The organism is Pseudarthrobacter sp. NPDC058119 (assembly GCF_042884655.1).
Classification (GTDB): domain Bacteria; phylum Actinomycetota; class Actinomycetes; order Actinomycetales; family Micrococcaceae; genus Arthrobacter.
In genome coordinates this window covers 231,971-254,777 of the sequence record NZ_JBHVTN010000003.1, presented here as the reverse complement: position 1 = coordinate 254,777, position 22,807 = coordinate 231,971, and the positions used below count along the sequence as shown (strand labels likewise).

At 67.7% G+C, this 22,807-nt stretch carries 21 protein-coding genes; 11 read left to right on the top strand and 10 right to left on the bottom strand.

From position 1 onward, the window contains the following. The first annotated feature begins 175 nt into the window (after positions 1-175). Both ACFVTD_RS09110 and ACFVTD_RS09105 read left to right on the top strand, forming a co-directional pair. Complete coding sequence (locus ACFVTD_RS09110) at positions 176-970, top strand: flavin monoamine oxidase family protein (protein ID WP_387561229.1); 795 nt, start codon at positions 176-178, stop codon at positions 968-970. A 103-nt stretch (positions 971-1,073) separates the two neighbouring features. Next, positions 1,074-2,549: an APC family permease gene (locus ACFVTD_RS09105; RefSeq protein ID WP_387561226.1), complete on the top strand. Its 1,476-nt coding sequence runs from the start codon at positions 1,074-1,076 to the stop codon at positions 2,547-2,549. Here ACFVTD_RS09105 and ACFVTD_RS09100 read toward each other — a convergent pair. Beyond that, positions 2,542-3,162, bottom strand: coding sequence for an AmiS/UreI family transporter (locus ACFVTD_RS09100; RefSeq protein WP_387561224.1), 621 nt, complete (start codon positions 3,160-3,162; stop codon positions 2,542-2,544). The two genes, ACFVTD_RS09105 and ACFVTD_RS09100, sit on opposite strands and share 8 nt — an antisense overlap. Before the next feature lie 205 nt (positions 3,163-3,367). Between ACFVTD_RS09100 and gdhA the strand changes: the two genes are divergently transcribed. Next, positions 3,368-4,705, top strand: a complete 1,338-nt coding sequence (gene gdhA / locus ACFVTD_RS09095) for an NADP-specific glutamate dehydrogenase (RefSeq protein ID WP_387561221.1) — start codon at positions 3,368-3,370, stop codon at positions 4,703-4,705. Positions 4,706-4,717: 12 nt separating this feature from the next. On the opposite strand, the gene ACFVTD_RS09090 is transcribed toward gdhA, so the two are convergent. Continuing rightward, a complete protein-coding gene (locus tag ACFVTD_RS09090; RefSeq protein WP_387561218.1) occupies positions 4,718-5,674 on the bottom strand; it encodes a helix-turn-helix domain-containing protein in 957 nt (318 codons plus the stop codon). 164 nt (positions 5,675-5,838) lie between these two features. On the opposite strand from ACFVTD_RS09090, the gene ACFVTD_RS09085 reads away from it, so the two are divergent. After that, positions 5,839-6,513, top strand: coding sequence for a DUF1345 domain-containing protein (locus ACFVTD_RS09085; protein ID WP_387561215.1), 675 nt, complete (start codon positions 5,839-5,841; stop codon positions 6,511-6,513). Positions 6,514-6,600: 87 nt separating this feature from the next. Here ACFVTD_RS09085 and ACFVTD_RS09080 read toward each other — a convergent pair whose 3' ends face one another. Then, complete coding sequence (locus ACFVTD_RS09080) at positions 6,601-6,777, bottom strand: CsbD family protein (protein ID WP_018770044.1); 177 nt, start codon at positions 6,775-6,777, stop codon at positions 6,601-6,603. An 85-nt stretch (positions 6,778-6,862) separates the two neighbouring features. Further along, complete coding sequence (locus ACFVTD_RS09075) at positions 6,863-7,468, bottom strand: TetR/AcrR family transcriptional regulator (RefSeq protein ID WP_387561211.1); 606 nt, start codon at positions 7,466-7,468, stop codon at positions 6,863-6,865. A 122-nt stretch (positions 7,469-7,590) separates the two neighbouring features. Here ACFVTD_RS09075 and ACFVTD_RS09070 point away from each other — a divergent pair, with 122 nt between their 5' ends. After that, a complete protein-coding gene (locus ACFVTD_RS09070; RefSeq protein WP_387561208.1) occupies positions 7,591-9,531 on the top strand; it encodes a primary-amine oxidase in 1,941 nt (646 codons plus the stop codon). Beyond that, entirely contained in the window at positions 9,518-9,982 is a 465-nt protein-coding gene (locus tag ACFVTD_RS09065) for a hypothetical protein (RefSeq protein WP_387561205.1), read from the top strand. Before ACFVTD_RS09070 ends, ACFVTD_RS09065 begins: the two co-directional genes overlap by 14 nt. A gap of 11 nt (positions 9,983-9,993) precedes the next feature. Here the strand turns inward: ACFVTD_RS09065 and ACFVTD_RS09060 are convergent, their stop codons facing one another. The 4 genes from ACFVTD_RS09060 to ACFVTD_RS09045 all read right to left on the bottom strand — a co-directional run bounded on the left by ACFVTD_RS09060 (position 9,994) and on the right by ACFVTD_RS09045 (position 13,496). Beyond that, on the bottom strand, positions 9,994-10,980 hold the full coding sequence (locus ACFVTD_RS09060) for an NAD-dependent epimerase/dehydratase family protein (protein ID WP_387561202.1): 987 nt from the start codon (positions 10,978-10,980) through the stop codon (positions 9,994-9,996). Positions 10,981-11,084: 104 nt separating this feature from the next. After that, a complete protein-coding gene (locus ACFVTD_RS09055) occupies positions 11,085-11,459 on the bottom strand; it encodes a cupin domain-containing protein (protein WP_387561199.1) in 375 nt (124 codons plus the stop codon). A 148-nt stretch (positions 11,460-11,607) separates the two neighbouring features. Next, the gene (locus tag ACFVTD_RS09050; RefSeq protein WP_387561196.1) at positions 11,608-12,363 is read right to left on the bottom strand and encodes a ThuA domain-containing protein; all 756 of its coding nucleotides are present in this window, start codon (positions 12,361-12,363) and stop codon (positions 11,608-11,610) included. Continuing rightward, the gene (locus ACFVTD_RS09045; RefSeq protein ID WP_387561722.1) at positions 12,363-13,496 is read right to left on the bottom strand and encodes a Gfo/Idh/MocA family protein; all 1,134 of its coding nucleotides are present in this window, start codon (positions 13,494-13,496) and stop codon (positions 12,363-12,365) included. Before ACFVTD_RS09045 ends, ACFVTD_RS09050 begins: the two co-directional genes overlap by 1 nt. Positions 13,497-13,928: 432 nt before the next feature. Between ACFVTD_RS09045 and ACFVTD_RS09040 the strand changes: the two genes are divergently transcribed. Further along, positions 13,929-15,221, top strand: a complete 1,293-nt coding sequence (locus ACFVTD_RS09040; protein WP_387561194.1) for an ammonium transporter — start codon at positions 13,929-13,931, stop codon at positions 15,219-15,221. A gap of 158 nt (positions 15,222-15,379) precedes the next feature. On the opposite strand, the gene ACFVTD_RS09035 is transcribed toward ACFVTD_RS09040, so the two are convergent. Then, the gene (locus tag ACFVTD_RS09035; RefSeq protein ID WP_387561191.1) at positions 15,380-18,871 is read right to left on the bottom strand and encodes an SNF2-related protein; all 3,492 of its coding nucleotides are present in this window, start codon (positions 18,869-18,871) and stop codon (positions 15,380-15,382) included. Positions 18,872-19,090: 219 nt separating this feature from the next. Between ACFVTD_RS09035 and ACFVTD_RS09030 the strand changes: the two genes are divergently transcribed. The 4 genes from ACFVTD_RS09030 to ACFVTD_RS09015 all read left to right on the top strand — a co-directional run bounded on the left by ACFVTD_RS09030 (position 19,091) and on the right by ACFVTD_RS09015 (position 22,118). Continuing rightward, entirely contained in the window at positions 19,091-19,702 is a 612-nt protein-coding gene (locus ACFVTD_RS09030; protein WP_387561188.1) for a hypothetical protein, read from the top strand. A 157-nt stretch (positions 19,703-19,859) separates the two neighbouring features. Next, positions 19,860-20,570, top strand: a complete 711-nt coding sequence (locus ACFVTD_RS09025) for a protein tyrosine phosphatase (RefSeq protein ID WP_387561185.1) — start codon at positions 19,860-19,862, stop codon at positions 20,568-20,570. A gap of 179 nt (positions 20,571-20,749) precedes the next feature. Continuing rightward, positions 20,750-21,328: an RNA polymerase sigma factor gene (locus ACFVTD_RS09020; protein ID WP_387561182.1), complete on the top strand. Its 579-nt coding sequence runs from the start codon at positions 20,750-20,752 to the stop codon at positions 21,326-21,328. Further along, entirely contained in the window at positions 21,321-22,118 is a 798-nt protein-coding gene (locus ACFVTD_RS09015; protein ID WP_387561179.1) for a hypothetical protein, read from the top strand. The genes ACFVTD_RS09020 and ACFVTD_RS09015 overlap by 8 nt, the downstream gene beginning before the upstream one ends. 33 nt (positions 22,119-22,151) lie before the next feature. Here ACFVTD_RS09015 and ACFVTD_RS09010 read toward each other — a convergent pair whose 3' ends face one another. Further along, complete coding sequence (locus ACFVTD_RS09010; RefSeq protein WP_387561177.1) at positions 22,152-22,706, bottom strand: hypothetical protein; 555 nt, start codon at positions 22,704-22,706, stop codon at positions 22,152-22,154. Positions 22,707-22,807: the final 101 nt, after the last annotated feature.

Genomic DNA, 22,807 nt, shown 5'->3' with positions numbered 1-22,807 from the left:
CGGTGTCCCGGCGCAGGAGAACCGCCTGGTGCACTTCCTCCAGGGCGGCAGCGATCAGGAGCGGATCTGTTAACAGTTTCCCCACGGAGCGGACCGCGACATCCTCGAGTCCTTCTGGGCGCTGAACTTCAACGGACCGCTGGAGGACGCGGCCCTGACCCAGGCACTGCGCTGGGTGGCCCTGACCAACGGTGACTGGGCCGTCAACTTCGAAGCCTGCGCCACGTACAAGATCCAGGGCGGAACCGCCGCGCTCGCCGCAGCCATCCTTGAGGACTCCCGTGCCGCCGTCGAATTCGGCTTGACCGTCGCAGGCATGGAGGACGACGGCGGGACCGTCACCCTCCGGAGTGCGGACGGCAGGACCATCAGTGCCAGGGCCGCCATTGTCACAGTCCCCCTTCCCGTCCTGGGAACCATCGACTTCCAGCCGCCCCTGCCGCCGGCCAAGGAAGAAGGTGCGGGGCTGGGGCAGATATCCAGGGGCGTCAAGGTGTGGATCAGGCTGCGCGGTGAACATGCCCCCTTCGTGGCACTCGGGCAAGCGGACTGGCCCCTGAACTTCTTCCAGGCCGAGTACACGCTCGACGGCGACACGATAGTCGCCGGCTTCGGCCCCGACGCAACAAAGATTGACGCGTCCGATGCCGCGGCAGTCCAGGAGCAGCTGGGCCGGCTGGTACCCGGCGCCGACGTGCTGGACGTGGCCACCCATGACTGGGTGGCGGACCCCCTGACCGGGGAGACCTGGCCGATGCACCGGACGGGTTTCCTGGGCAACCCCCTGGCCGCGATGCAGTCCGGGCACGGCAACGTGCTGTTTGCCGGCTCCGATATCGCCAACTGCTGGGGCGGATTCATCGACGGCGCCATCGAAAGCGGGATGGAAGCGGCGCTGGACGCCGCGGCGCTGCTCGCCGCCCGCCCCACCGCCAAGGAACCAGCGCCGCAGGAGCCCGCACTGCGCTGACAATCAACAACCGGTCGCTGGCGGACAAGGCGCATCCCGGCCCCGCTGCCAAGCTGGATTCCACAGCAATTTTCCCGAACTCATGACCGTTAAGAAGGATCAAATGAGTATTTCGAATTCCGAGCCCCGGACCGCTGACGCTCCGGCCAGGGAGCATTCAACGGCACTGCGCGCCGGCAGCATCGGCGTCCTGGGCATCCTCTTCTTCGTCCTGTCGGCCCAGGCGCCCCTCACCGGGATCGTGGGCGCCTCGGCGCTGGCCGCAGCGCTCGGCAACGGTGCCGGCGCGCCCGGCGCCTACCTGATCGTGGGCATCGTCATCGTCATCTTCGCGGTGGGCTTCGTGGCCATGAGCCGCAAGATCCAGGCCAACGGCGCCTTCTACGCTTACGTCACCGCGGCGTTCGGCAGGAAGACCGGCGCCGGCGCGGCCTGGCTGGCACTGCTGGCCTACAACACCGTCCAGGCCGCGATGTACGGGCTTTACGGTGCGGCATTCTCAGGCCTGCTTGCCTCGATTGGGCTGGAGGTTCCGTGGTGGCTGCTGGCCCTGGCCACCATGGCCGGCGTCCAGGTGCTCGGCTCCCTGAACATCGAACTCGGCGCCCGCGTGCTGGCACTGCTGGTGGGGCTCGAGGTGGCCATCCTGCTGCTGTTCGGCTTCACCGTCCTGCTCCACGGCGGCGGCCCGGAAGGCATCAGTATCGCCGCGTCCTTCTCGCCCGAAGCCATCGGGGCCGGAGCGCCGGGCGTGGCCATCATGTTCGCGGTCGCTTCCATGTTCGGCTTCGAATCCACGGCCATCTATTCGGCGGAGGCCAAGGACCCGCACCGCACGGTGGCCCGGGCCACCTACCTGTCCGTGGGCGTCATCTCGGTCTTCTTCTCCTTCATCTCCTGGATGCTGGTCAGCTATTACGGACCGTCCCGGGTGATGGACGCCGCGGGCGCCGCACTCGAATCAGGGGATGCCACGTCCTTCGTGCTGGGCCCGCTCGTAGAACTGTTCGGCCCATGGGCGGGCATCGTGGCCGGCATCCTGCTGGTCACCTCGCTGCTCGCCGGCATCATCGCCTTCCACAACGGCATCAACCGCTACCTCCACTCCCTGGCGCTGCGTGGTTCCATGCCCGCCGTCATTGCCCGGACCAACCGGCACCGCGCCCCTGCCGTCGCCGCCTGGGTCCAGTCAGCCACCGCCGTCGTGCTGGTGCTTCCTTTCGCCATCCTGGCCCTGGACCCGGTCCTGACCCTTTTCTCCTGGTTCAGCGGCCTGGCCGTGGCGGCACTGCTGGTGCTCTACATGCTGTGCTCGGTGGCGGTGGTCGCGTTCTTCCGCCGGGAATCCCCAGGGGCGCAGCTGTGGCAGACGCGGATCGCCCCCGTCCTGGCAACGGTGCTGCTCGCCTGGGTCCTGTTCCTGGTGGTCAGCAATTTCACGGCTCTGATCGGCGGCAGCGCGGAAACAGCCATCGCCCTGCTCGCCGCGGTCCCCGTGGTCTTCGTGGCAGGGGTGCTGGTGGAATCCGCCATCGAGCGCCGCCACCACGCCGCCACCCTGGGACACGCGCTTACCTAGCGCCCACGGCTTCCCCTTCACTGGCCCGGCGCGGACTGGCAGGTCCGCGCCGGGCCAGCGTGTGTGCCGCACCAAAGAGGCAAGCTACGACGGCGGCCGCCACCCACGCCGTTTCCGGCCCATCCGGCCACGCGCCTGCCAGCCCAAGGAATGCCGGAACTGCAGCCGTCACCGGGCCCGCCAGCACCAGGGCCCAGCCAATGAACGGGTCCAGCCGCTTCCGCCCCAGCCCCAGCGAGGTGAACAGCAGCCCCCACAGCGCGGACCAGCACACCCACAGCACCGCGAGCAACGGATCGATAGCCAGCCAGAAACCCGCCAGCAGCAGGCCGACGAATGCCACCATGCCGCAGAACCAGCCCACTCCCTTCGAGCCAAGGGCCAGCAGCGCATCCAGCCCCACATAGACGTACGTCAGGCCAAACAGGAACATCCCGGCCACCGTCAGCAGCGGTGTCCCGGTCCCGGCCGCGGACAGCAGCCCCAGCAGCAGCTGGACGGCCCCGACCATAAGGTTCAGGACGCCGGCGTCCCGCCAGGGAAGGCGGCCCAGCGTGGCGAGTCCGTTGACCAGGAGGACGGCTCCGGAGAGCAGAAGGCAGAGGTGCGGCATGTCAGGCTGCTCCTGCTTTCGCGTAACGCTTCACGATGGCTTTCGCTGAGTGGAATTCCGTTGTCACAATACGGAGATTAGCGGATAGGGTGGGCTCCGCTTGGCGGGCTGCAGTCGCAATTGGTTAGGTTGAAATCTAAACCATTTGGGACGATGCCGCCTCAGCCGGCTGTCCCATGCACGGCTCGCGGTAAGGAAGAACAATATGGATGCACGGCTCGAGGCCATCAGGGACACCGTCCTGGCCAGGAACCCGGGCGAAGCGGAATTCCACCAGGCAGTGGTGGAGGTCTTCGAAAGCCTGGGGCCTGTCCACGACAGGCACCCGGAATTCCTCGAAGCCGCCATCCTTGAACGGCTCTGCGAGCCCGAGCGCCAGATCATCTTCCGCGTGCCCTGGACGGACGACTCCGGCCGCGTCCAGACTAACCGCGGCTTCCGGGTGGAATTCAACTCAGCCCTGGGTCCCTACAAAGGCGGCCTGCGGTTCCACCCCTCCGTCTACCTTGGCATCGTCAAGTTCCTGGGCTTTGAACAGATCTTCAAGAACGCCCTGACCGGCATGCCCATCGGCGGCGGCAAGGGCGGCTCGGACTTTGATCCGCGCGGCCGCAGTGACGCCGAAGTGATGCGGTTCTGCCAGTCCTTCATGACCGAGCTCTACCGGCACATCGGAGAATACACGGACGTTCCGGCCGGCGACATTGGCGTGGGCGGCCGCGAAATCGGCTACCTCTTCGGCCAGTACAAGCGCATCACCAACAGGTACGAATCCGGTGTGCTCACCGGCAAGGGCATCTCCTGGGGCGGCTCCCTGGTCCGGCCCGAGGCCACCGGCTTCGGCACGGTCATCTTCACCCAGGAAATGCTGAAGACCCGCGGAACTTCCTTCGACGGGCAGCGCGTGGTGGTCTCCGGCTCCGGCAACGTCGCCATCAACGCCATCGCCAAGGCCCAGTCCCTGGGGGCCACGGTGGTGGCCTGCTCCGACTCCTCCGGCTACGTCGTGGACGAGGCGGGGATCGACGTCGCGCTTCTCCGTGAGGTGAAAGAGGTGGAGCGCGGCCGCCTGAAGGACTACGCGGAGCGCCGCCGCGGTGTCTCCTACGTGGACGGCGGTTCCGTGTGGGACGTTGACGCCACGGTGGCGCTGCCCTGCGCCACGCAGAACGAGCTCGACGGCGATGCTGCCGCCCGGCTGGTGCGCAACGGCCTGGTTGCCGTCGGGGAGGGTGCCAACATGCCCTCCACGCGTGACGCTGTTGCGGTGTTCCAGGAGACGGGTGTCCTGTTCGGACCGGGCAAGGCCGCCAACGCCGGCGGCGTTGCGACGTCGGCGCTTGAGATGCAGCAGAACGCCAGCCGCGATTCATGGTCCTTCGAGCACACGGAGGAGCGGCTCACGGACATCATGGTGGGCATCCACGACCGCTGCGCCGCGACGGCCGACGAGTATGGCGATCCAGGAAACTACGTGCTCGGCGCGAACATCGGCGGCTTCGTCAAGGTGGCCGATGCCATGCTGGCGCAGGGGCTGATCTAGCCGGAACCTGAATCAGCTCCGGCGCCATCCGCTGGGCGAAACCCCGAAGGCATCCCGGAACGTGCGGCTGAAATGCGCGGCATCCAGGAACCCCCAGCAGGCGGCCACCGCGCCCACCGATTTGCCGGCGTGCAGTGGATCCCGGAGGTCGCGGCGGGCGCCTTCGAGCCGCTGCGTCCGGATCCAGCTGGCCACGGTGGTCCCCGACTCGTGGAAGACGTTGTGCAGGTGCCGGGTGGAAATGAAATGCGCGGCGGCGATGCTTGCCGGTGACAGCAGGGGATCGGCAAGGTTGGCCTCGATGTACTCACGGATTAAGACGGCCAGCAGCGCCTGCGGCTTCATGCGGTCCGGCGTGATGTCCATTTCCGCATGCAGCATGGTGGACACCAGGTCCAGGGCGTTGGTGGCCAGCCTCGAGCCACTGGGGCCGTTCAGGACGTGCAGGTTCGCTGACAGTTCCCGGATGAACTGGCCGACGATTCCGCTCAGGCCCCCGCTGCCCATGCGCACCGCGGCCAACTGACCCACGTAGTCGGCGGGCAGGGAAAGGGCGTCGCAGGGGAACATCAGCACCATGATCCTGGTGCTGTCCTCGAAGGCGAGGGTGTACGGACGGTTGGTGTCGTAGATCGCCAGGTCCCCGGGCTGCAGGACGGCCTCGCGGTTGTCCTGGATCAGCAGGCCGGTGCCTTCCAGCTGCAGGTTCAGCTTGAAGTAGCGTTCGTGGGCTTGGGCGATCAGCGCCGGGGTGCGGTGGACCTCGTGGGAGGTGGCGGTGACCTCGACGATGGACATCCGGTCCAGCACCCGGGCGCGCATCCGGCCCTGGAAGCCGTCCACGTCCGCCGTCCGTGCGGTGAGGGGAACGAAGGATTCCGCCACCAGGTGCTTCCAGTGGTCGAACGATACGGCCACCTTGGAGGTCAGGTCCTGGTGTGGGGTGCGGGCTGTAGTAGGTGCTGGCATGGATATTCCTCGCGACGGATGGCCACTTCACGTTTCCCCCGGGACTGTGTCCTCGGACACAGTCCAATCAGGCTAGCGGCCTGGGATTCTTTTTTCAACGGTTGGCGAAAATAAGAATTTTGTCTTTCCAGCCGCAGCCCAGACTCCCGTGCCATGATCGGGCCATGAGGTCCATGACGGCTGCCGGTGACCACTACCGGAACTTCAACTCCCGCGCCCACCACTCCCGGCTCCGAATGGCGGTGATGCTCGCCGTCGGCCTCGTCGCCGCACTGGTGGTGGGCACCTTCGGCACGTGGACGTATGCCCCGGCGCTCGGCTGGGCCGCAGCCTCGGCCACGTACCTCATCTGGGTTTGGAGCGTCATCGGGCACCTGGGTCCTGCAGCCACTGCTGCGCACGCCAGGCGGGAGGACCCCGGCAGGGTCTTCTCCGACGCGCTGGTCCTGGGTGCCACAGTGGCCAGCTTTGCGGGGGTGGCCCTGATCCTGCTTGACGCCTCCAGCGAGCAGGGCGGTGCCAAGGATGCCACGGTTGCCATGGCGCTGGGCAGCATTGCCCTCTCCTGGTTCCTGGTCCACACCCTGTTCACACTGCGGTACGCGGCCATTTACTACCGCGACGGGACCGGGGTTGATTTCAACGAAGGCAGCCAGCCCCGGTACGCGGACTTCGCCTACCTGGCCTTCACCGTCGGCATGACGTTCCAGGTTTCCGATACGGACCTGAAGACCAATGCCATCCGCTCAACGGTCCTGCGCCAAGCGCTGCTGTCCTACCTGCTCGGCGCCATTGTCCTGGCCACCACCATCAACCTGGTATCGGGGTTGATCCATTAGGCGTCCCGGCCGGGCCCGCCGTGCCGGGCGCTTAAAACGCAATGGGTGCAACTCCGGTTGGAGTTGCACCCATTATGCGGGCGCCGCTTAGTCCTTCTTGAAGGCGTCCTTGACGTGTTCGCCGGCCTGCTTGAGGTCCGACTTTGCCTGGTCCGTCTGGCCTTCAGCCTTCAGGCTCTCGTCGCCCGTGGCGTTTCCAGCAGCTTCCTTGCCCTTGCCGCCGAGCTTCTCTGCAGCGTTGCCGATCTTGTCATCCAAACCCATGGAGATGCTCCTTACAGTTGGTGCTCGCTCCGGCATCTGCCAGAACCTGACCCACCAATAGTAAGCATACTTTCGAGTTTGCCGCTCATTTCCGGCCGGAAATTGTGCCGAGGAGCGCGAGGTAGCCTTCAAGCTGGGCGGCGTGGCCGAAATCCTTCTCGCCTTCCGGTGCCAGGGCCGCCTCGATCTGGGCTCCCAGCAGCATGTTCAGCAGCTGCCCGGCAAGGATGGAATCGTCGACGGCGGCTGCCACGTCGCCGCTTTCCCTCGCCTCTGCCAGGAAGCGGCGGATGGCCCCAAGCCATTCGTCCATGGACTGCTGGTGGATCGCCGCCTTTTGGGGATCGTTGATGGCCCGCTGCCAGAACGGGACCACAATCCGCGCCTCATTCACGCGTTCTTCGTCAAGGGGGAGTACTTCCAGGCAGAAGGCCCGCAGTGCCTCCAGGCCGGTCTTGCCCGCAGTCACCCCGGCGATGCGTTGGTTGGTCCGGTTGAAGACGTGGCTGAAGGCAAATTCGAGCAGGGTGTCCTTGGTGGGAAAGTAGGGCTTGAGGGCCCCGTTGGCAAAGCCCGCCTCCGTGGCGATCTCGCGCATGGTGGCGCTTTCGAGGCCCTGCCGGGCGATGATCCGCCAGGTGGCGTCCACAAGTTCCAGGCGGCGCTCGTCATGGTCAACTATCTTCGGCACCGCGGCCACTCCCCGGAAATATTTCGCTCAGACTCTTGTGAGTCATGTTACGGACGTTTATTCTCTACAACTATAGAAAATAAACCCAGTGGCCGGCGACGGCCCGGACAAAGGCTCTTCCCATGACTCTTGCACCAACCGAAACCGCATCGGCCTTCCGCCTGGCAGCCGCGGAGGAAATCCTGGACGTCCGCACCATCCTGCAGGCGGAAGGGCACCTGGGCCCGCAGCACCGGATCGCCTACCTGGGCCTGCTGGATCCGGTGCGGGGTGCGGAACCGCGGGCCGTGGACCGCCGTTTCCGGGTCTTCATCCACGACGTCTCCGGGGCTGCGCCACGCGATGTCGTCGTCTCCGTGACGCACCGGACGGTGGAATCCGCCGTCGAACTCGACACCGCCGTGACCGGCGAACTGCCGGTCCTCGAGGAGGAGTTCGAGGTGGTGGAGTCCCTCCTGGCCACGGACGAACGCTGGCTCAAGGCGCTCGGGGACCGTGGGCTCGACGTCGAAAAGGTCCGCGTCGCCCCGCTGTCCGCCGGCGCCTTCGAGTACCCGGAGGAAAAGGGGCGCCGGATCCTCCGCGGGCTGGCGTTCGTCCAGGACTTCCCGGAGGACAGCGCCTGGGCGCACCCCGTGGACGGCCTGGTGGCCTACGTGGACGTGGTCAGCAGGGAAGTCACCCAGGTGATCGACCTCGGCGCCATGCCCATCCCCGCCGAGCACGGCAACTACACAGACCCCGAGCTGACCGGCCCCATCCGCGAAACCCAAAAGCCCATCAGCATCACCCAGCCGGACGGCCCCAGCTTCACCGTCACCGGCGGGAACCACGTGGAGTGGGAGAAGTGGAGCGTGGACGTGGGCTTCGATGTCCGCGAAGGCGTGGTCCTGCACAACCTCGCGTTCCAGGACAGCGACCGGAAGCGGTCCATCATCAACCGCGGGTCCATCGCCGAAATGGTGGTTCCGTACGGTGACCCGTCGCCCATCCGGTCCTGGCAGAACTACTTCGATACCGGCGAATACCTGGTGGGCCAGTACGCCAACTCCCTGGAGCTGGGCTGCGACTGCCTGGGCGAGATCACCTACCTCAGCCCCGTCATCTCCGATGCGTTCGGCAACCCGCGGGAAATCCGCAATGGCATCTGCATGCACGAGGAGGACTGGAGCATCCTCTCCAAGCACTCCGACCTGTGGAGCGGCGTCACCTACACCCGCCGCAACCGCCGGCTGGTGATCTCCTTCTTCACCACGATCGGCAACTACGACTACGGCTTCTACTGGTACCTCTACCTGGACGGCACCATCGAATTCGAGGCCAAGGCCACCGGGATCGTCTTCACCTCCGCGTTCCCCGAGGGCGGCTCGGACAACATCTCGCAGCTTGCCCCGGGCCTGGGCGCACCCTTCCACCAGCACCTCTTCAGCGCCCGGCTGGACATGGCCGTCGACGGCTTCACCAACCGCGTCGAGGAGGAGGACGTGGTCCGCCAGCCCATGGGCCCCGGCAACGAACGGGGCAACGCCTTCACCCGGCAGCGCACCCTCCTGGCCCGGGAATCCGACGGCGTCCGGGAGGCCGACGCCCGCGCCGGCCGCACCTGGATCATCTCCAACCCGGAATCCCGCAACCGGCTGGGCGAGCCCGTGGGCTACAAGCTGCACCCGCAGAACCAGCCCACGCTGCTGGCGGACCCGGAATCGTCCATCGCCCGCCGCGCCGCCTTCGCCACGAAGGACCTGTGGGTCACCCGGTACGCCGAGGACGAGAGGTACCCCACCGGCGACTTCGTGAACCAGCACGCCGGCGGCGCCGGGCTGCCCGCGTACGTGGCGCAGGACCGGGACATCGACGGCCAGGACATCGTCGTCTGGCATACCTTTGGCCTGACCCACTTCCCCCGGTTGGAGGACTGGCCCATCATGCCCGTGGACACCGTGGGCTTCAAGCTGCGGCCCGAGGGCTTCTTTGACCGCAGCCCGGTCCTGGACGTTCCTGCCAACCCGAACAAGCAGGAATCGTCCTGCCACAGCGAGGGCAGCAGCGGTGGCTGCCACTAGCGTGGCCGCCGTCCCGGCAGGACCTACGACGGCGGCAGGACGGGTGCGTGCCAAGGGCCCCGTCCTTCATCCCCGGCTGGTGGCCGTGGTTACCGCCGTCTCCTGCGCGGCCCACGTCTGGCTGGCCGCATCCGGGCGGCACGGCACGTGGCTGAGCGTCCTCATGCTGGCGCTCGCCGCCGTCTGCGTTCCCTGCACGGTCCACATCTGGCGGCACGGCCGGGTGGGCGCGCTGCACCAGGTCACCGCCGCTGCCGTGGCGATGGCTGCCCTGCACGCCGCCCTGCTGTTCGGCGCCGGTGGTGCCGGGCATGCGCATGGCGGCCAGCCGCCGTCGTCCGCTGGAGCCGGCTCCGGCAGCATGGACCTGCTGCTGGTTGTTGCCCTGGAGCTAACGACGGCGCTGCTCGCCGCCACGCTGGTGGCCAGGCTGCGACGGTTTGCCAGGTAGGCCGTCGAGGCTCAGGCGGCCGCGACGCCGAGCGGGCGGGCGACATGCAGCTGTTCGTGGTCGACCAGCCACTGGATGGATTCGAAGATGGCCTGCTCCGGTCCGTACCGCGGCGCGTAGCCCAGTACGGCCGCTGCCTTCTCAATGCTGAAGCACTGGCTGCGGTAGAGGTGGTTCCAGCTCGCGTCCGCGTGCCCGCGGGAAGTGTTCTCGCGGAAACGGTCCCACGAAACCGTCTCCAGCACCGCTGCATGGCCGAACCAGGCGGCTGCCATGTCCGCATAGCCGCGCACTGTCAGGGCGGTGGGCGCGACGACGTTGAAGTCCTCGCCGGTGGCCGCTTCGCGCCGGGCTATGGCCTGCTCGAAAGCCTGGGCAACGTCGTCTGCGTGCACGTGGTGCATCAGCTCCGCCCCGCTGCCGGGAATCCGGAGCGGCTGCCCCGCGGAGACCGTCTGCCAGACGGTGGGATCGAGGTTGCCCAGCGGACCGACCGGCTGCCATCCCGGCCCCACAATGTGGCCGGGATGCAGGGACGTGGTGGCCAGGCCGCCGCTGGCAGTTTCCTCCTGCAGCATCAGGGCAATCCTGTTCTTCTGGGTGCCGTATTCGCCGAAGGGCGGTGCGGCGGAATCCGATCCTTCCCTGATGGGCAGCTTCAGGCTCTGCCCGTACCGCCAGATGGAGCCGCAGTGCAGCAGGTGCCCCACCTCGCCCCGCAGCCGCTGCACCAGTGACGCCGCCGATTCCAGGGTGAAGCAGACCAGGTCCACCACGACGTCCGGTTTGAGGGCCGCCACCCGGTCCGCGAATGTGCCGTCCCGGTCCTCTGCCACCCGGTCCGCGGTGACGTGGTGCACCTGCTGCCACTCCGGTGACTCCGTGTACGGCTGGCTGGTGCCGCGGCTGATGTTGGTGACGTCGTGCCCTGCCCGGACCAGCCGGGGGACCAGGAAGGACCCGATGTGGCCGCTGCCGCCGATGACGGTGACTCTCATTGCTCTCCTATCGTTGCGTTTCCTCAACGGTAGGGCCGCGGCAGCAGGAAAGGGAGGGCCTTGCGGACCTCCCTTTCCCGGTGGTTGGCGGCGGACCCCGGCGGTCACTCCGGCTTGGCGTACTCTGCGGCGCTCATCACTTCGTAGCAAACGTAGGTTTCGCTGCCCTCCACCCAGGCATCGTGGCCGGCCGGAATGGAGTAGGCATCGCCGGCATGGATTGTCATCCTGCCTCCGTCGACCAACTCGATGGTCAGGGTTCCGGCGACGCAGACGCCCAGGTGGCTGACCTGGCAGCTGTCCGTGTGGACCACCGTCTTGACGGTTTCCGACCAGCGCCAGCCGGGTTCGAAGGTGAAGCGGCCCAGGGTGGTGCTGCCGAGGGTAACGACGTCCACCTGCGTCATGGGGGGCCGGCGCTTTTCATCCGGCTCATCAAAGGATTTTGATTCAAGGTCCTTGACCGTTATTGCGGGCATTTCAGGCTCCTGGGAAGGAGTGGTTGTTTAGTTCACCCGGGCGTGCAGGCGCTCCGGGAGGATGGTCCGCCAGGGAGGGGTGTGCCCGTCCGGAACCTGCCGAACCTCGTGTGCGACGATCCTAATCTGCTCCGCAGCGGGGGTGATGTCAATGCTGTTTTGCCCCGTCAAACCAGTCCCGGGCCGGGTTGGTCACAGCCGGCGCGGAACGGACCACATCCGGCTGCGCAGCCCATCGCACCCCGTTGGCCAGGACCCGCCGGACCTGTGGATGGTGGTACACCGGATACTCCTGGTCGCCCGGGCTGAAGTAGAAGATGCGGCCCTTGCCCCGGGTGAAGGTGACGCCGGAGCGGAACACCTCGCCGCCGGCGAAGGAGCTGATGAAGATCAGGTCGTCCGGGTCCGGGATGTCGAACAGTTCGCCGTACATCTCCTGCTCCGGGATGACGATGGGGCTTTCCACCCCGGCGGCGATGGGGTGCGACGGCTTGACGGTCCACACCAGTTCGCGCTGCCCGTCATTCCGCCAGGCCAGCGAGCAGCTGGTCCCGAGCAGCCTGGTGAAGATCTTGGAGAAGTGCCCCGAGTGGAGCACGAGCAGTCCCATCCCACCCAGTACATGCCGGTGGACGCGTTCGACGACGGCGTCCCCCACCTCGGCGTGCGCAATGTGGCCCCACCACAACAGGACGTCCGTCTCCGCGAGTACCTCTTCGCTGAGGCCGTGGTCGGCGTCGGCCAGGACCGCCGTCGTGATGTCCGCCTCCGGAAGGTGGGAGCGCAGGCCCCCGGCGATGGCGCCGTGGATGCCGCCCGGGTACATCTCCCCGATGTGGGATGGCTCGTTATTGGCTTCGTGGACGCCTTCGTTCCACACCAGGATCCGCAGTTCGCCGTTCATCAGAGCCGAATCTCCCTTTGTTCGCGTGCGGACTGGTAGCACGCATCGATGACCTGTGCCCGGTACAGGGCCAGGGATCCGTCATGGTCGGCCCAGGCCTGGTCGCCGCCGCGGACCGCGGTGACGAAGTCCTCCACCACTGCATCGTGTGCGCGGCCCGGCAGGACCGGGGGCAGGTAGTCCGCGGACTCCCCGTCCTTGTCCGTGAACACCCGCAGCCGGCCCACCGGCGGGAACGGTGCCCCGTGCACCCTGAGCTCGGCGCCGCCGTCGGTCCCGTACACGGTGAAGTCCAGTTGGTCGTCGGTTTCCCGGTAGGCAGCCCAGCTGGCCTCGACCAGCAGGGTGGCGCCGCCCTCCAGCCGGAGGAACGCCGTGGCGAAGTCCTCCACTTCGAAGGCGTGGCTGGTGGCGTGGGCGGAGAACCGGCTGCCGCCGCCCCGGCCCTGCGGGCCCAGTTCGGCATGGGTGGCCGCGGAGACGGCCACCACCTTGGGCTCGCCGAGGAGGTGCAAAGCGAAGTCGAGTACATGGACGCCGATGTCCGCCAGCGGGCCGCCGCCGGCGAGCTCCGGGTTGGTGAACCAGCTGCCCAGGGTGGGGATGCCTGCACGCCGCAGCCACGAGGCCTTCGCGTAGTACGGCCGGCCCAGCCCGCCGCCGTCGATCACGTCCTTGAGCGCCCTGATGTCCCCGCGGCGGCGGTGGTTGAAGGCGACGTCCAGCACGCGGCCCGCCTTGCGGGCGGCGTCCACCATGGCCTGGCCTTCCACGGCGTTGCGGGCGATTGGCTTCTCGCTCAACACATGGAGGCCCCGTTCCAGGGCGGCGATGGCGATCGGGGCGTGCAGGAAGGTGGGTACCGCCACGCTGACCGCGTCCAGGCCGCCGTGGTCCAGCATGTCCTCCCAGTCGGTAAAGGCGTTCGGAATGCCGTATTCGGCCTGCAGGGAGTCGCGCAGGTCCTGTTCCATGCCGGCCACCGAGACGATCTTCACTCCGTCCAGTGCCGAGTAGGCGTTGAGGTGCTGCTGGCCGGCCCAGCCGATGCCCACCACCCCTACCCGTAAGTCCTGGACGGGGGCCTCTGCTCCGGCGGGTGACTGTGGGCCAGGGGATTGCTCGCTGGTCAAAAGTGCTACCTCTTCCTGGTCTGGCTGGTCCGCCGTCTCCGTCACGTGGTGCATTCTTTCCACCGGCGGCCCCCGCAAAGCCGGGGTCCCGGCGTCGACTGCTCAGTTAAAGCATGGCTGGCGTGACGCATCCGTACCCCGCATTTGGCCAAACATGCACGGAGTGCTGGATCCGCTGAGGCGCGCACATCCGCGAGCCGCTGCTTTCGCAGGTTACTGGTGCGCGCCGCGTGACGGCTGAAACTCGCGTGCAGAAGGCTGAAACCACCATTTAACACAGCCGAAACCTACCCAAAAATGGCCGCCATACATTGGAATCAGACGGCAAAAGCCGCCCCTCCGCCGGCCGTGGTTTCTCCACCCGCGACCCACTTGGCGGAACGGCTCTGACGGCAACTAACCGTTCTTTTCGCATCTTGAAAGGGGTTTCCCATGGACTCGGGAAATGTCGCTTGGATTTTGGCCAGCTCGGCGCTGGTGTGCATGATGATTCCCGCCCTGGCCCTGTTTTACGGGGGCATGGTGGGGTCCCGCCGCATCCTGAACATGATGATGATGTGCTTCGGCGGCGCCAGCCTGGTGGCCGTGCTGTGGGCACTGTTCGGCTACTCCATGGCCTTCGGAAACTCCGTGGGCGGCCTGGGACTGATCGGTGACGTCACCGAGTTCCCCGGCATGGGGCAGCTGCTGGCCAAGGACGACTCCGCGTCCATCCCGGTCATCCTGTTCGCAGCATTCCAACTGTTCTTCGCCTGCGTCACCACCGCCCTGGTCGCCGGTGCCGCCGCGGGCCGCATGAAGTTCGGCGCCTGGATGGTCTTCGCCGGCATCTGGGCCACGGTGGTGTACTTCCCCATCGCGCACTGGGTGTTCGCGTTCGACTCCGCGGACGGCAGCACCGTCGGCGGCTGGATCGCCAACGGCATCAAGGCCATCGACTTCGCCGGCGGCACCGCGGTGCACATGAACGCCGGCGCCGCAGCCCTGGCCCTTGCCCTGGTACTGGGCAAGAGTTCCGGCTGGCCCAAGGTGGAACACGCCAAGCCGCACAGCCGGCCGCTGGTCCTGGTGGGCGCAGGCCTGCTGTGGGTGGGCTGGTTCGGCTTCAACGCCGGCTCCGCACTCGCCGCCGGCCAGTCGGCGTCGGTGGTGTTCCTGAACACCGCAGTTGCTGCTTCCGCCGGGCTGCTGGCCTGGGCCCTTGTTGAGCGGGTCCGGCACGGTGCGGCCACCAGCATGGGTGCCGCGTCGGGCCTCATTGCCGCGCTGGTCGCCATCACTCCCGCCTGTGGCGCAGTCAGCCCGCTCGGGGCACTGGCCATCGGCGCGATCGCCGGGGCTGTCTGCTCGCTGGCCATCGAATGGAAGTTCCGCCTGGGCTTCGACGATTCGCTCGACGTCGTGGGCGTCCACCTGGTGGGCGGCATCCTGGGCACGCTGCTGATCGGCCTCTTCGCCACGGACAAGGCCCCGAACGGCGTCAGTGGACTGTTCTACGGCGGCGGCTTCGAACTGCTGGGCGTCCAGGCCCTCGCCACCATCACGGTGCTGGCGTACTCTTTCGGCGTCACCTGGATCCTGGCGAAGATCCTGGACAAGACCATGGGCGGCCTGCGCATCAAGCCCGAGGACGAACTGCGCGGCATCGACCTCGCGGCCCACTCGGAGCTGGCCTACCTGATGGACGAGGATCCGGTGGAACTGGGCTCCCCGCAGCGGGTCTAGTTTCCACTTCCCACAAGCTGCCGGGCGCCCGCCTGCTGGGGGCGGCGCCCGGCATACCCCTTTCGCGTCACGCGGCGCGTCCCAGTCTCGAGTCAGGGCCAAACCTTGGACCGGTGCCGGCAACCGCCGGCTTATAGTTCCAAGGTTTGGCCCTTCGTTTACTCCTTGAACAGCCCCGCAAGGTCCTCGGCCGTGATGGCCCCGCCGGCCAGGGCGTCGCCCTCCATGACGTCGGCGAACAGCTGCGACTTCCGGGTCTTCAGCGCCATGACCTTTTCCTCGATGGTGTCCTTGGCCACGAGCCGGTACACCATTACGTTCCGGGCCTGCCCGATCCTGTGTGTCCGGTCCACGGCCTGGGCCTCGGACGCCGGGTTCCACCAGGGATCCAGCAGGAACACGTAGTCGGCCTCGGTGAGGTTCAGGCCGAACCCGCCGGCCTTGAGCGAAATCAGGAACACGGGCGCGTTGCCGTTCTTGAACTCGCTGACCACGTCGGCCCGGTTCCGCGTTCCGCCGTCGAGGTAGCAGTACTCGATCTCCTCCTGGTCCAGCCGCTCCCGGACCTTCCCCAGGAATCCGGTGAACTGGCTGAAGATCAGCGCCCGGTGCCCCTCGGCCACCAGGTCCTCGAGCTGTTCGAACAGCACATCCAGCTTCGAGGACCGCACCGCGGACAAGGCAGGATCCACCAGCGACACGTCCAGGCTGAGCTGCCGCAACAGGGTCAGCGACTGGAAAATGGTGAACCGGTTCTTGTTGACGTCCTCGATCAGTCCCAGGATCTTCTGCCGCTCGCGCTGCAGGTGCGTCTGGTACACCTTCTGGTGCCGCGGGTTGAGCACGACTTCCAGGACCTGCTCCTGCTTGGGCGGCAGGTCCTTGATCACCTGGTCCTTGGTGCGCCGCATCATCAGCGGCCGGACCCGTCGCCGCAGCTTCTCCAGTTGGCCCTTGTCGCCGTTCTTTTCCACCGGCTTCTGGTAGTACTCGGCGAAGCGCTTGGGGCTGGAGAACAGGCCGGGCGCCACGATGGACGTCAGCGCCCAGAACTCCATCAGGTTGTTCTCCAGCGGCGTGCCGGTGATGGCCAGCTTGAACGCGGCCGGCAGCTTGCGGGCGCACTGGTAGGCCTTGGACTGGTGGTTCTTCACGAACTGCGCCTCGTCCAGGACCATCCCGTTCCACTGGCGGGAGGCGTAGGCCTCGTAATCGATGCGGAATAGCGCGTAGGAGGTGATCACGACATCGGCCCCGCCCAGTGCCTCCGCCACGTCCTGGCCGCTCTTCCCGAAGGTCTCGCCGACGGTCCGGACCGTGAGGCCCGGGGCGAAGCGGGCGGCTTCCAGCGCCCAGTTGCCCACCACGCTGGTGGGCGCCACCACCAGGAAGGGCGCGACGGCGGCGGGCCGGGCACCGGCGTCCGGGTCACCAGAGCCGGCGGCAGCACCGTCGTCGGACGTTTCCAGGGACGAAGCTGCCGCTGCCGCCAGCTCCTTCGCCGCGCACATCAGCGCCAGCGCCTGCACGGTCTTGCCCAGGCCCATGTCGTCCGCCAGGATGCCGCCCAGCCCGTGCTTGTAGAGGAAGCTCAGCCAGTTGAACCCCTCCAGCTGGTACGGCCGCAGCTCGGCGTTCAATGAAGCAGGCAGCGGCAGCCCGTCCGTTCCGCCCTCCAGCAGGCCGCCCACCGCGGAACGCCAGGCCGCTGCCTGTTCATCCACGATCCCCAGCTGTGCCAGCTCATCCCACAGGCCGGCCTGGAAGCGGCTGATCTGCAGCGGCGCATCCTTGTTGTCCTGCAGCGACCGTGCCTCTTCGATCAGGGCACGCAGCTGGTGCAGCTCCGGCAGGTCCAGGGAGAAGTAGGCGCCGCTGGGCAGCAGCATCCTGGTCTGCCCGGCGGCCAGCGCGGAGAACACGGCGGCGAAGGACACGGGCTGGCCTTCGAGCGAGATCTGGATGCCCAGGTCGAACCAGTCCCGTTGTTCGGTGGCCTTGGTGGAGATGGACACCACCGGTGCCTCCTCAGCCTCGCGGTAGTCCGCGATGTCACCCACGGTCTCCACCTCCACGTCCGGGGCTTCCCGCAGCCGTGGCAGCACCTCCTCGGTGAATGCCAGCGTGTCCAGGCCCGTCAGTTCGGCGGATGCCGCCAGCCGGGGAGTGCCCCAGCCGCCCGTGGCTGATTCGCCCAGGGCCGGGACCACGTCCCATGGCCGGCCGATGCCCTCCAGGATGCGGGCCTCGGCGGTGTCGTCGCGGTAGCCGTGATCGCCCGGGTGCCGCCACAGGGGCTGCGCGGTGACCAGCGTCCCGGTCTGGTAGTGCCATTCCCAGTGCAGCCGTACCCGGTGGTCGGCACCGTAGTTGGCCAGCAGGGACAGGGTGGGGACGGCCAGTTCGGGCAGTTCCACGGACTCGTCGCGCGCCGTGACCCGGGCGGTCTGCTTGAGCTTGGGATAAAAGCCCGTCAGGAACCGGGACTCATCCCTGGCCGGGATGTGCAGCGTGCTTCCCGCCGTGACGAACGCCAGCAGCTCCTCGCTCAGCCCGTCTTCCAGCGGTGCCAGCGTGATGGTGCCGTTGGGATCCGGCACGCCCGGCAGCGAGGCCTCCCCGGAGGTAAAGAACAACCCGTGCGCCGGCCGGCCGATCGTTCCCACCGCCGCCGGATCAACCTCCTCGCCCGCAACGGTGATGGTTGGCGAAAGCTCCAGGCCGCCGTCGGACGTGTCTGCGTTTGCCGCGGCGGCTTCCGCGGCCGGCTCCGCCACCGGGGCACCGTACCGGCTCAGGGAAAGCCCGACGGCGGCGGGGGCCCCGGCGATGTGGACCGGCTCCGTGCCGCGCGAGTGGACCAGCGCGAGCCCGATCTTCCGGGCGTCGGACAGAAGGCTCCACAGGTTCCTGCCCGCGTACGAGTTCAGGCCCAGCCACAGGCCCGCGGAGTTGTGCACCCGGCTGGCGGAGGACGAATGCCCGGCCAGGAACTCCTGCAGCCACTCGACGTGCGCCTGGTTCGATTCCCGCCGGAAGTTCAGGTAGCTCAGGGTGTTCCAGGAAACGTCGCCCCGGATCCATTTGCCCTTGGCACCCAGGATGACCGGCCGGACCTTGAGCTGGCGTACGCCGCGCACCGGGTCCCTGCGGCCGGTGTAGGAGAAATGAGGCGGGGGTTCCTCCACCTCGAACTGCAGGGCCAGCGGAACCCCGTTGGTGGAGGGGGCGGAACCCGGCCGGGAAATCAGGGGGCTGAGGGCCTGCTCCCAGTCAGAGAGGGCCGCGGCCGGCGCGCGGGACACCTGGGTGGAGGTGGACGGGGCCAGCAGCTGCACCCGGATGGCCGGGTTGTCCTCGGCCGCGAACAGCAGGGCTGCCACGTGCTTGCAGTCCTTGCGGACCGGGCAGCTGCATATACCCACGGTGCAGCTCCAGCCGCCGCCCTTCCGGACCAGCTTGGCGGTGGTGGAGTATGGAACGTCCGCCCCGCCCCGGACCTTCCCCAGCATCAGCCCTGTGCCGCCGTCGAACGATATGCCCGAGACCCTGCTTGCCATGGCATACGCCAGCCCGGCCGCCAGCGAGCGGTCGTTGATTGCAGGTGTCTGTATTGCCAGGTCCGCACTCTCGTCCGGTTGGGATGGCATGTGGGGGCTACTTTCGGCAGGCCACGGCGGAGCCGGGTCCGGTGGGTGGTTATCTGATCCATCTTAGTTCGCCCGGCGGCAACCCCATGCCGCCGGGGCGCCTTCCCTGCCGGTCCCGAAAACTTCGCTTGACGTTCATTTCGTTCCCGGTGCTGCCGTGAACCGGCCGTCGTAGCGTGAAAGCGTCCGGAGCAACACCACCGCCCAGCAAGGATCGCCATGACCATGACGCACCAGCCCGTCGTCCTGACCAGCAGCAGCATCGGAGGCAGGGACGAGGAAGTGGTGGAGGCCAACGCTGCCATCATCGACGCCATGCGCAAGGCCGCGCTGCGGCTGGAGGACATGTCCCCGGTGGCCGTCCGAAGCTGCCTGGTGGATTTCTACCTGGCCCAGGCGCTGGAGGGAGGCTTCGCGCAGTACGCCGTCATGGCCGGTGGCCGGATCGCCACCGACCCGCTGGTCCGCGAAGGCATGGCGGGGATGGGGGCCACCGCCCATCTGGACCTCTTCAACCGAGCCGCGGACGCTTATGCCGTGCTGACCGCCGGAACGGCAGCGTCCTACCTGGCCGGCGGCACCGATGACACCGGTGCGGTCAACCGCGCGGTCCGCCGCATCGAGGAGCTCGACGGCGAGTTCGAAGAACTGCTGGAACACGAGAACATCACCTCCCTCAACGCCCGCTGGCTGCGCTGCCAGCCGGACCTGCTGGTGCTGGACGACGAGGAAGTGGGGCCGTACATCCAGCGGTTGGCGGCCCTGGTTCCTGGCGCGGCCGAACCTCAAGCGGCCGGTGCCCCGGCTTTGCGGATCGCCGGAGCCCGGTGAAACAGCCGGACCGGCGATCCTGGACGCTTCCAGCGATTGGGGGCAGAAAAAACTTTCCGGCCGGCCGTAACCTTTCCGCAACCGTAGGCGATGTAGTCAGTGATGGGTCCGCCCGGCGGGCCCAGTCCGATGTGTTGTCTAGGTTTTGGAGAAGTAAATGTCTGTATTCACCGTTCTCGCCACCAGCAAAGTCGCAGCCGGAGTCCTGGCCGCAGGAACCCTGGCAGTAGGCGGAACCGGCGCCGCAGCCGTTTCCGGTGTCCTCCCCACCCAGGCCCAGCAGACCGCGCACGAGCTCTTCGGTGCACCGGCCCCCAAGCTTGCAGCCGAAGCAGCAGGTGACGCCCAGGCCACCCCGGCGCCCACCGCCACCGCCGCCGTCTCCGACGCCCTGAAGAGCGCCGACGCCACTGCGGAAGCTACCGGCAAGGCGACGGCCACGGCTGACGCTTCCGACGAAAAGGCCAGCGCTGACGTCACCGGTTCCGCAACGGCCAACACCGCCGTTGACGCCGCCGGCCCTGCCGCCCTGGGCCTCTGCACCGCCTTCACCCACGGCGGCCTGGACGCCTCCTCCAAGGCGTTCTCCTCGCTGTCCATCGCTGCCAAGGGCGACGCCAACATCAAGAGCTACTGCGTCGACGTCGTGGCCAAGGCCGACGCCGCAGCCAAGGCCGGTGCCGAGGGCAAGGGTTCCGCGTCCGTTGACGCCACCAAGCCTGAGGTTCCCGCCGTTCCGTCCGCTCCCGCAGTGCCCGCCGTTCCGGCCGTCCCGGGCGTAGACGGCGCCGACACCGTTCCCGCTGTACCTGCCGTTCCGGCCGTGGGTGGCAACACCGTCCACACGCCGTCGGTTTCGGCCCGCTAAGGCTCATTGGCTAGTCTGGACTGCGGCTGCGGCCGCAGTCCGGGCAGCCGGGCTGGGACGCGCGCCGCTGGAAAAGCTTGAGGGAGCGCCCCTGGCAGACCTGCCACGAGGCAGCCGGAAACCACGGGGATTGGCAGCCCAAACCGGAAACCGGGATAAGGCGAGGGCCTGGTCCCGGGATGGAGGAGCCGCTGGTGCTGGACACTTTGGCCCAAGAAGAGATCGACATATTCGACAACGCAGCCGGAACTGATCCGGCCGCGTTGTTCGCTGCTGCCTATCGAAGCTTCGCGGGCCCGGTGCAGGGGTACCTCAAAGCACGCGGCCTGGATGATCCCGAGGCCGTCACCCAGGACGTGTTCATGGCTTTCTACCCCCGGATCGGCACCCTCACCGGTGGGTTGCAGGGCGCAAAGTCCCTGATCTTCTCAATCGCCCACGCCCGCATGGTGGACCATTACCGCCGGCTGGAACGCAGGCCCCAGCTGACCCCCTACGACCCCCAGCATGACGCCCGGACCACCCCGTCCGCGGAGGACCACGCCGTGGAACTGACCGCCGGTGCCGAGGCCATGCTGGAAGGCCTCAGCGAAGAACACCAGGAGGTCCTGGCCCTTCGCATCGTGGCGGACCTGTCCATCGAGCAGGTGGCCGACATCATGGGCAAGAGCGCCGGAGCGATCAAGCAGCTCCAGCGCCGGGCCCTCCAGAACCTCAAGGCACAAACGCTCAAGAGAAACCAGGCACATCATGAGTGATACCGCAGGATCCCGCAACGACAGTGCCGTTGACCAGCTTCTGCTGGAGGCAGGCATGGACGGTGACGGCCAGCTCCGCGACGCACTGCTCGACCTGCGCGCCCTGGCGGCTGGGGCCCCGGCACCCTCAGCCGACATCGCCGCGCTGATGGCCGGCCCCTCAGCAGCCGCCACCACGGTGCTTCCGGTGGGCGCACCCGCTACCACCGCGCTTCCCACTGCCACCACTGCGCTTCCCTCCGCCGGGACCGCCCCGGAGCCCGCTGCCGAACAGCCGGTTGACCAATTGGCCGCCCGCCGCCGGGCCAAGCGCCGCATCACCCTCACCACGCTTTCCGTGGCGGCCTCGCTCGCGGCAGGCGGCGCGGTGGCCGCCGCCTCCGACCAGGGGTTCCGGGACTCCATCTCCCAGCTGAACCACGCCGTCACCTCTTTCGTGACGGGCTCAACCGCGGCCCCTGTCGGCAACAACGGCACGCAGGCTCCGGTGCCCGCGCCGGCGGCGCCCCGGCCTCCGGCAACCAGCAGCGCGGATGCCGTCCCACCGGCACCCGCGCCCGCTTCCGCACCTGCCGCCGCGGCGCCGTCGAGCGTGCCAACACGGCAGGAAACTGCGCCCGCCCACGGAACGCCCCCGCAGAAGCCTGCGGAGGTCCCGGCTTCGCCGGCACTGCCCACCGAGGTTCCGGGAGAGGTGCGGAAGGGGCTGGAACAGAGCCCTAAACTGCCCGTTCCGCTGCCCACCGACATCCCGCTCCCGGGCAAGGCCTCGGACGTTCCGCTGAAGTAGGCCCCGCCGGACGGATCCTGCCGGACGGCGCTGCTAGTATCCCTGTCCGGCAGCCTTGATCATGGCGCCCGACGGATCGGACAGGTACCAGACGCCGCCCACGCCCTGGCCCAGGGTGTCGCCCGGCTTGGTGTCCTTCGCGAAGTAGTAGAGGGGCATGCCGTTCAACGTCACCTGCTTCTTGCCGTCCGGGGTGTTAATGGTGCCCAGTTTCCCGGTCACTCCTTCTGCCGTGGGTGCAGCCGAAGTGGTGGTCAACGGCGGCCACGAAACCAGGCAGGACCCGGTGCAGGCGCTGGTGCCGGAGTCCTTGGTGTCCTTGGTGAAGAAGTAGAGGCTCATTCCCTTCGCATCCACCACGATGCTGCCTGCGGTCGAGGACGCTGCTTTAAGGTCGACGGCGGAACTTGCGTGCGACGGCGACGCCGACGATCCGGAGGGGCTGGCGGAAGAAGTTCCGGCGGAACTGCTTGAGCCCACCGCGGCCGGGCTTGAGGCCGCCGGCGTGGTCCCGGTGCTGCTGCCGCAGCCGGTGAGGGCTGCCGCCAGGGCCAGGATGGCAAAGCCTGCCCCGAGATGGTGTTTCATGATGTGCTCCTTGGGTATCTCTTCTGGCTGCGCCCGTGCTTGGGTGTGCCGCTTCGCGGGTCGCCCGGCGCTGGACCACCGCGCTAACCCCTACGACGCCT

Excerpts from the sequence above, each read along its gene's own strand:
- ACFVTD_RS09090 (WP_387561218.1), bottom strand. The coding sequence starts at position 5,674 with ATGCCAGCACCTACTACAGCCCGCACCCCACACCAGGACCTGACCTCC.
- ACFVTD_RS09050 (WP_387561196.1), bottom strand. The coding sequence starts at position 12,363 with ATGAACGGCGAACTGCGGATCCTGGTGTGGAACGAAGGCGTCCACGAA.
- ACFVTD_RS09040 (WP_387561194.1), top strand. The coding sequence starts at position 13,929 with ATGGACTCGGGAAATGTCGCTTGGATTTTGGCCAGCTCGGCGCTGGTG.
- ACFVTD_RS09020 (WP_387561182.1), top strand. The coding sequence starts at position 20,750 with ATGGAGGAGCCGCTGGTGCTGGACACTTTGGCCCAAGAAGAGATCGAC.
- ACFVTD_RS09035 (WP_387561191.1), bottom strand. The coding sequence starts at position 18,871 with ATGCCATCCCAACCGGACGAGAGTGCGGACCTGGCAATACAGACACCT.
- ACFVTD_RS09025 (WP_387561185.1), top strand. The coding sequence starts at position 19,860 with ATGTCTGTATTCACCGTTCTCGCCACCAGCAAAGTCGCAGCCGGAGTC.
- ACFVTD_RS09015 (WP_387561179.1), top strand. The coding sequence starts at position 21,321 with ATGAGTGATACCGCAGGATCCCGCAACGACAGTGCCGTTGACCAGCTT.
- ACFVTD_RS09010 (WP_387561177.1), bottom strand. The coding sequence starts at position 22,706 with ATGAAACACCATCTCGGGGCAGGCTTTGCCATCCTGGCCCTGGCGGCA.
- ACFVTD_RS09080 (WP_018770044.1), bottom strand. The coding sequence starts at position 6,777 with ATGGGTTTGGATGACAAGATCGGCAACGCTGCAGAGAAGCTCGGCGGC.
- ACFVTD_RS09100 (WP_387561224.1), bottom strand. The coding sequence starts at position 3,162 with ATGCCGCACCTCTGCCTTCTGCTCTCCGGAGCCGTCCTCCTGGTCAAC.
- ACFVTD_RS09055 (WP_387561199.1), bottom strand. The coding sequence starts at position 11,459 with ATGCCCGCAATAACGGTCAAGGACCTTGAATCAAAATCCTTTGATGAG.
- ACFVTD_RS09105 (WP_387561226.1), top strand. The coding sequence starts at position 1,074 with ATGAGTATTTCGAATTCCGAGCCCCGGACCGCTGACGCTCCGGCCAGG.
- ACFVTD_RS09060 (WP_387561202.1), bottom strand. The coding sequence starts at position 10,980 with ATGAGAGTCACCGTCATCGGCGGCAGCGGCCACATCGGGTCCTTCCTG.
- gdhA (WP_387561221.1), top strand. The coding sequence starts at position 3,368 with ATGGATGCACGGCTCGAGGCCATCAGGGACACCGTCCTGGCCAGGAAC.
- ACFVTD_RS09070 (WP_387561208.1), top strand. The coding sequence starts at position 7,591 with ATGACTCTTGCACCAACCGAAACCGCATCGGCCTTCCGCCTGGCAGCC.
- ACFVTD_RS09030 (WP_387561188.1), top strand. The coding sequence starts at position 19,091 with ATGACCATGACGCACCAGCCCGTCGTCCTGACCAGCAGCAGCATCGGA.
- ACFVTD_RS09085 (WP_387561215.1), top strand. The coding sequence starts at position 5,839 with ATGAGGTCCATGACGGCTGCCGGTGACCACTACCGGAACTTCAACTCC.